The following is a 6426-nucleotide window of genomic DNA, read 5'->3' on the forward strand; positions in this document are numbered from 1 at the left end:
TCTTCAAATGGAATCTTCCTACCGATCAAACCGTGGCGATGGAAAGAAACTCGACGGGCTGCCCGTCTTCAATCACGAACCCCACACGCACACCTGGAGCGGAATCAAATGGGTCCAACAAGCATGGTTTGCCTTCCATGGCTTCCTCGACATTATCAACCAAAAAGGCGACGTGGGCTTCGTTCTGGATCAAATCGGGCATGGGACTTCCGTCTTCAAACCGCAGCCATTCAATCTTCTGATCGCTATGCATAGGATCGGTTACGTAAAGGCGCGCACCTTCCATATAGGTCTCGCCGGAACGTTCTAACGCGGAAGGGATTCCGATATGGTGGAACTCCTTTTTCATATTTCCTCCTCAATGACAGGTCTCCAAAAAGGGTTCGCAGCCACAAGAGGCGGCGCGCCTTAACACTGTCATTTTCTTTGGTAACGCAGCCCTCCCAAGGTCATCTCGGAAGGGAAGATGGCTCTCGGACCATCTCGGGTTCTTTCATCAACCCGCAACCAAGGATTAACATATGTCAGAACAATAGTCCACATATGTCAGAACCAATGTTCACTCTATGAAAAACATATGTCCTGACTTATGTGCTAAAATTTTCTGTTTTTATACAATTATTTATGTCTCTCTCGCGCCATACAGATCAGCATCACAACATGCGTCAGAATGTCGCTTTATTGATCTAAAACCGTTGTTTTTTTCCACAAAGAGGCGCTGTATTCGGACTTATGCGAGGACCTAAATAAGCCGGATCAACTCGCGGGCAGTCGTATCGTCGGTGATCAAATGACTGATCAGTCCGCTTTTGAGCCCGCCTAGCAAAGCGCGCACCTTTTTGTTTCTGCCTGATACAACAATCACCCGTTTAGCGCTGCGCAGGCAATCCAGAGGAATGCGGACAGCAAAGTCGGTGGGACTGTCGATGAAGTTTCCATTGGTATCATAATAGTATGAGGCCAAAACACCGACCGCCTTACGCTCGTGCAGGATGTTGCCAAATCGCGCGGCCGTGGCCTGATCTGGTACCGTTGGATAGGATCCAATACCCAGAAGGACGGCATCCAGGCCGGACCAGATTTCTGAGACCTGACGATATTCGTCCGTGCCCATGAAAAGATTTTTATCACTTTCCGATACAGGAAACGCCGGTGCATGAAGGTAATAAGGTTTGGATTTCAGTTTTTCAGCGAGAATACGAGCCAATTCATTGGTCTGCATCCATTGCATGGCCGTTGGAGCACTGCCAATCACCGGACAAACACATTGTTCTTTTCCGGCAACCTGATCCTGAATTTCAAGCTCATTGATGACATCTCGCACGGTCTCCCCCCAACCAACGCCCCATTTTTCAATATCGGGCAAAAGCTTGGCAAGGTAATCAGCCGCTTGTGAGACAATCATTTGGCGGTTTAGGCCCTCCTCAGCGGCACCGGTCGGCACAATCAGCCCGCCCTTCAGGCCAAAAACCCGCTTCAGCTCGTCAAGCAAATAGTCGTCATTCTCATAAATGGAGCGAATTTCAATTCTTACGATACCGAGCTGACGGGCCTCTGACAAAAGCTTGCTCACGGCAGGGCGGGAAATGGAGAAGGCTTTGGCAATCTCGGCCTGCGTTTGTTCTTTTTCATAATATCGGCGGCAAATCTCGACCAATCGAAAATAGTCTTCTTGTTTCATCTGCCTATTCGCCTCACATTTGCTTATCTTGCTACCCTGCCAAAACACATGAACATATGTTCAAACACACGTGACCCTTAGCCAATAAAGAGGAGGATTTCAATGTGCTAGCGCATGAAAGGGGTCTTAAAGCTTATTTGGCGACGGTTGAGCTGCTAAATCGACATGCAAATGGGAACTGCCGTGCAATCGATAGGCAAGCAGTAACGCGAATGATTGGGAGGTTGGGCAGCCGAGATCCAGACATCAAAAAGCCAGTCAAGAAAGTCTCAACAGTGACGTCTACCTCTCGTTCAACCAATGGTTTTCAATATCTTGGTCGTTAAGCGAGAGGTAGGAAACGACGCCGACAATAGGTGCCTTCGGCATTAAGGCTGCTTGCAACCCCTTGGCCTCAAAGTCACCCGATTGCCGCGATAACGCAGTCGAATCTAGAGAGCAATCTTGACAACAATTTTCCGAACGACACTTTCTGCATCGGCGGAACAACCTGGACGATGAACATCCCAAGGATAGAACACTGTGTAGCCTCCAGTGGAAAGAAGGATCATGCTTTCTTCAGGAGCATTGCTGTAAAAACATACATCCTTGTCTTCAAGGAGATCCTCAGCGATTTCTGAGACTTTTGCTAACGGTGCAATGCCAATCTGCTCGCGTCCTAATGCAACATATTGAATGTCGATATAGCGCTTGTGAGCTTCCGGGCGGACGGTGTCCTTGGGCTTGGTTGTGTAATCTTGTACAAGGGCAAACATACGATCCCCATCGATCTCAACTTTACCTTCTGGGAGTGCTGCCAGATCGGTTCGTTCTAGAAACTTGAGACCTTCAAGTATGTTTTCGGGTAAGGTTGCCGCTTCTGCAGCTACGTTTTCAAGGCGTCCATATATCATGGTTGATCTCCGTTGGTTATTGACGGTTCGGCCAATGCGAAGTGTGATCGCATCCAATCTGTAATCAGTGTCAGTTATGATGCCAAACAAATTCATGCGAGAGTGGATTTGAGTATTCGCCGCAGATTGAAAATAGCGAAAAATACTCAAATCTTATCCGGATTTCTATTTCATCTCTTCTTTCTGCTCTCGAGCCAATTCTTCTGCCCGTCCTTTTTTGAGGCGGTAGAATGAAGAGACCATAATCAACAGAGCCACAACTATGAAGGCTAAGCTCAAGGGGCGTTCAAGGAAGATCATTGCATCCCCTTGCGACATCATCAGGGAACGGCGCAGATTTTGTTCCGCAAGCGGTCCAAGGATCAACGCCAACAAAATCGGAGAAACGGGAAAGCGGAAATACTCGAGAAAATAGGCAACCATCCCTACACCCAATGCGAGATACACGTCAAAAAAGCTGAAGCGCATGGCATAAGCACCGATAATGCAAAGAAGAAAAATCACCGGCGTAAATAACTTCGAGTCAATATTGACAATTTTCGCAAAAATCCGTGCGCAGGATAGCCCCACCACCAGTAGAACGGCCTGAGCCAGAATCATACCGGCAAAAAGCGGGTAGACAACGTCCAGATGATCTTTGAAAAACACGGGACCAGGTTGGAAACCGTGCATTGTCAACGCACCCAACAGAACTGCTGTGACAGCATCTCCGGGAACGCCAAGGGTCAACATGGGGATCATAGCGCCACCGGTTGCCGCATTGTTTCCCGCTTCTGGTGCAGCAACCCCTTCAAGCACACCTGTGCCGAACTTTTCCGGATGTTTGGACGAACGCTTGGCCTCGCCATAGGCTGCAAAGGCAGCAATGTCACACCCCGTTCCAGGAATGGAACCGATAAAGGTGCCCATTATTGCGGATTTCACCATGGTGACACCGCTATCCTTGATTTCCCGCCACTTGGGTAAAAACTCGGAGACAGTTGGAACGGAGAGGTCACCAAGACCCATCTTTTCGACATTGCGGAACACCTGAGCGATGCCAAACAAACCGATTAACACGGGAATAAATTCAAGCCCGCCAATCAGTTCCGTCACTCCGAAAGTAAAGCGCGGAATCCCGGATAACGGATCAAAACCGATCGTGGTGATGAGCAACCCTATACAGGCAGAAATGATGCCGCGAAGGATTGAAGCACCGGACACGGTGATAATCATGCCAAGACCAAACAGCGCCAATGCGAAAAACTCGGGGGGTCCAAATTTGAGCCCCATAAGCGCGATATAAGGAGACATAAAGGTCATTATGAGCGCGCCAATGGTACCGCCAACAAATGACGCCACGGTCGCCATACCGATGGCCTTTCCCGCCTGCCCCTTCATGGCGAGGGGGTGCCCATCCAACAGGGTAGCTGCAGCAGAGGGTGTGCCGGGTGTACGGATCAAGATACCACTGATCGACCCACCATAAATACCACCACAAAAGACACCGATCAAAAGCAGAAGCCCCTGCAATGGTGGTTGTCCGAAGGTAAAGGGGATTAGAAGCGCGCAGCCGGTGGTAGCCGTCAATCCGGGTAGGGACCCAACGAGAATGCCTGACACGATGCCAATGAGCACAAAAAGAATATTTTCAGGATTGAGCAACACCGTTGCAAATGCCTGGATAAGAAGTTCCGGGTTCATTTTCCACTCCTCCTAGAAACTGAATGGGAAAACCCCTTCGGGGAGGGGGGCGTATAGAAGGAAACGGAATAGGGACCAGACCGCCAGCGTTGTAGCCAGCGAACCAAAAATCCGTTTTGGATAACTGCGGGCACCCAGTAGGGTCATCAGAGCGTAAAGAAATACGCAAGTCGCGATGACAAACCCTAGATAGTTGACGCAATATAAATAGATGCCGCAAACGCCTAGCGCTGCCAGCAGGCGCATAAATCCAGAGCCATTTATACTGTCAACTTTCGGTAACGAATGTCCTCGTGTCGCCTGGACCACCAAAATGAAAGATGAAAAAATCAACAACCCGCATACCACTTGGGGAAACAACGACGGGCCGTAATAGCTAAGTCCCTGTCCGGAATAGCCACCGGCAAGGATAAAGATTCCCACCCCCAGAGCGGCAAAGACCGTACCAATACAAATATCTTGATACTTCAAGATGTCCTCCTTCGGAACCAATTGATGGAAAGCCAGACATACGCTGGCGATCCATCAATCGTTGTTTCCGCTATTTCAGGGGATTAAGAAGACCTACGGAATCAAGCGCAGGTTCTAGTGTTAGTTCCATATCAGAAAGGAAACTTTCCACGCCCGCTGGGTCTTTATATTCGAGCGGCAGACCCAGCTCTTTGGCTTTTTGCTGGAATTCCGGATCTTCCCAGCATTTTTTGAGGCCTTCAACGAGGATCGCCATACGATCTGCAGGAACACCTTTTGGCGCAGCAAGTGCCCGCCAGTCAAAGATTGGGGTGCCAACATCGATGCCTGTGTTGGTAATTGCGGGAACGTCCTTGAACAAGTCGTAGGTTTTATCAGAACCAATGGCGAGCAGACGGACCTGCTTGTCTTGGTACAATTGAAGCATTTCGGACATGCCTGACGTGGCAATTGAAATATGCCCACCAAGCAACGCTGTACGAACAGGCGCGGATCCATCGAATGGGACGAAGTTGAATTTTACATTCTGTTTGGCGGCGGCCGAAGCGAGAGCCAGATGCCAAGTTCCACCGGCTCCAGAGTGGCCAGCAGTCAGAACGCCGGGATTCTCTTTGGCATATTCGAAAAGATCAGCAAGGGTTTTGAATTCCGAGTCCGCTCGAACAGAAATTGCTGCGGGGCTTCGGTTGACGAGTTGGATCAGGTCATAATTACGATAAGACAGGTCCGTCAGGCCCATGAGGCGATAGGTAGAAAGCTGAAACGTCAACATCCCGATGGTGTAGCCGTCCGGACGAGCTCTTGCAGTAGCCCCCATGCCAGTCGCTCCCATCGCGCCGGTTTTGTTGACCACATTAATGTTCACACCAAGATATTTTTTGGCATTTTTAACCAGTGTGCGGGCAACCGTATCTGTGCCCCCGCCTGCCGACCATGGAACAACCATGGTGATGTCTTTTTCAGGAAACTCTGCCTGAGCTCCGCTTGCCGAAAAAGCAAGGCCCGTTGCCGCCAGTGCGGCCAATAGCGTATTCTTGGTAAACATTGGTGTAATTCCTCCAGTTACGTTATTCATGACACCCAATACAGGCAACGTCGCTTGTCGTGCGTGTCTCTGCCAGAAAAGCCCACCTCCGTTGGCGTCCTCTGGCAATCCTCTCATCATCGATCCGGTATAATCGACGAGCAATCTGTTCCGCAGGGCTTCTTCTATCCAAGAAAAAGTACTCAAGATCACCGAGATCATATTGTCGTTCAGAAATACTGCCGGATAGAGCAGTGGCGCTCGACAAAATCTGTTTGATCCCGATTTTCCCCGTCACAATGTTCCTGCACGCGCATAGATATTGTTCCGCGCGGGCGATCGTTCTTGTCCATGCACTGTTAGGCTTTCGGGCAACTGCCATGCGCTCGATAAGCGGGCTTGTAACAAACCTCAAATATGCAGCTGTGAAAATACTCCTCGCGCCTGCAAACATTTCCGAGATATCATTCAGATCTGTATGCTCCTGAATGAATTTAGGATCGAGCAAGACACTCAATGAGACAATTTGTTCTGTTTAGAGGCGTTGGAAATCGTGCATGGGGATCCATGCTGGGGCGCGAGGGCTTGAGCAGCCCCTCGCGCAAGGTTGCTAATCGCTGCGCCGCAGGCGGTGATCTTTAATGGCTTTGAAAGAATGCTCATGGTTTCCTCCC

6 protein-coding genes are annotated in these 6426 nt (G+C 49.7%); all 6 read right to left on the bottom strand.

The features are described 5' to 3' along the window. Positions 1-25 precede the first annotated feature (25 nt). The 6 genes from C0081_RS11105 to C0081_RS11130 all read right to left on the bottom strand — a co-directional run bounded on the left by C0081_RS11105 (position 26) and on the right by C0081_RS11130 (position 5773). Positions 26-349 (bottom strand): VOC family protein, encoded by a 324-nt coding sequence (locus C0081_RS11105; protein WP_101533904.1) that lies wholly within the window; start codon positions 347-349, stop codon positions 26-28. 393 nt (positions 350-742) lie between these two features. Next, on the bottom strand, positions 743-1681 hold the full coding sequence (locus C0081_RS11110; protein WP_101533905.1) for a sugar-binding transcriptional regulator: 939 nt from the start codon (positions 1679-1681) through the stop codon (positions 743-745). 431 nt (positions 1682-2112) lie between these two features. After that, a complete protein-coding gene (locus tag C0081_RS11115) occupies positions 2113-2724 on the bottom strand; it encodes a NanQ anomerase/TabA/YiaL family protein (RefSeq protein WP_210200474.1) in 612 nt (203 codons plus the stop codon). Between the two features lie 15 nt (positions 2725-2739). Next, positions 2740-4257: a tripartite tricarboxylate transporter permease gene (locus C0081_RS11120; RefSeq protein ID WP_101533906.1), complete on the bottom strand. Its 1518-nt coding sequence runs from the start codon at positions 4255-4257 to the stop codon at positions 2740-2742. 12 nt (positions 4258-4269) lie between these two features. Further along, complete coding sequence (locus tag C0081_RS11125; RefSeq protein ID WP_180966847.1) at positions 4270-4728, bottom strand: tripartite tricarboxylate transporter TctB family protein; 459 nt, start codon at positions 4726-4728, stop codon at positions 4270-4272. Between the two features lie 70 nt (positions 4729-4798). Then, on the bottom strand, positions 4799-5773 hold the full coding sequence (locus C0081_RS11130; RefSeq protein ID WP_180966848.1) for a tripartite tricarboxylate transporter substrate binding protein: 975 nt from the start codon (positions 5771-5773) through the stop codon (positions 4799-4801). Positions 5774-6426 lie beyond the last annotated feature (653 nt).

This window comes from Cohaesibacter celericrescens (genome assembly GCF_002866925.1).
GTDB lineage: Bacteria > Pseudomonadota > Alphaproteobacteria > Rhizobiales > Cohaesibacteraceae > Cohaesibacter > Cohaesibacter celericrescens.

What these genes read in the sequence shown, in the direction of transcription:
- C0081_RS11110 (WP_101533905.1), bottom strand. Translation starts at nt 1,681, where the DNA reads ATGAAACAAGAAGACTATTTTCGATTGGTCGAGATTTGCCGCCGATAT.
- C0081_RS11105 (WP_101533904.1), bottom strand. Translation starts at nt 349, where the DNA reads ATGAAAAAGGAGTTCCACCATATCGGAATCCCTTCCGCGTTAGAACGT.
- C0081_RS11120 (WP_101533906.1), bottom strand. Translation starts at nt 4,257, where the DNA reads ATGAACCCGGAACTTCTTATCCAGGCATTTGCAACGGTGTTGCTCAAT.
- C0081_RS11130 (WP_180966848.1), bottom strand. Translation starts at nt 5,773, where the DNA reads ATGTTTACCAAGAATACGCTATTGGCCGCACTGGCGGCAACGGGCCTT.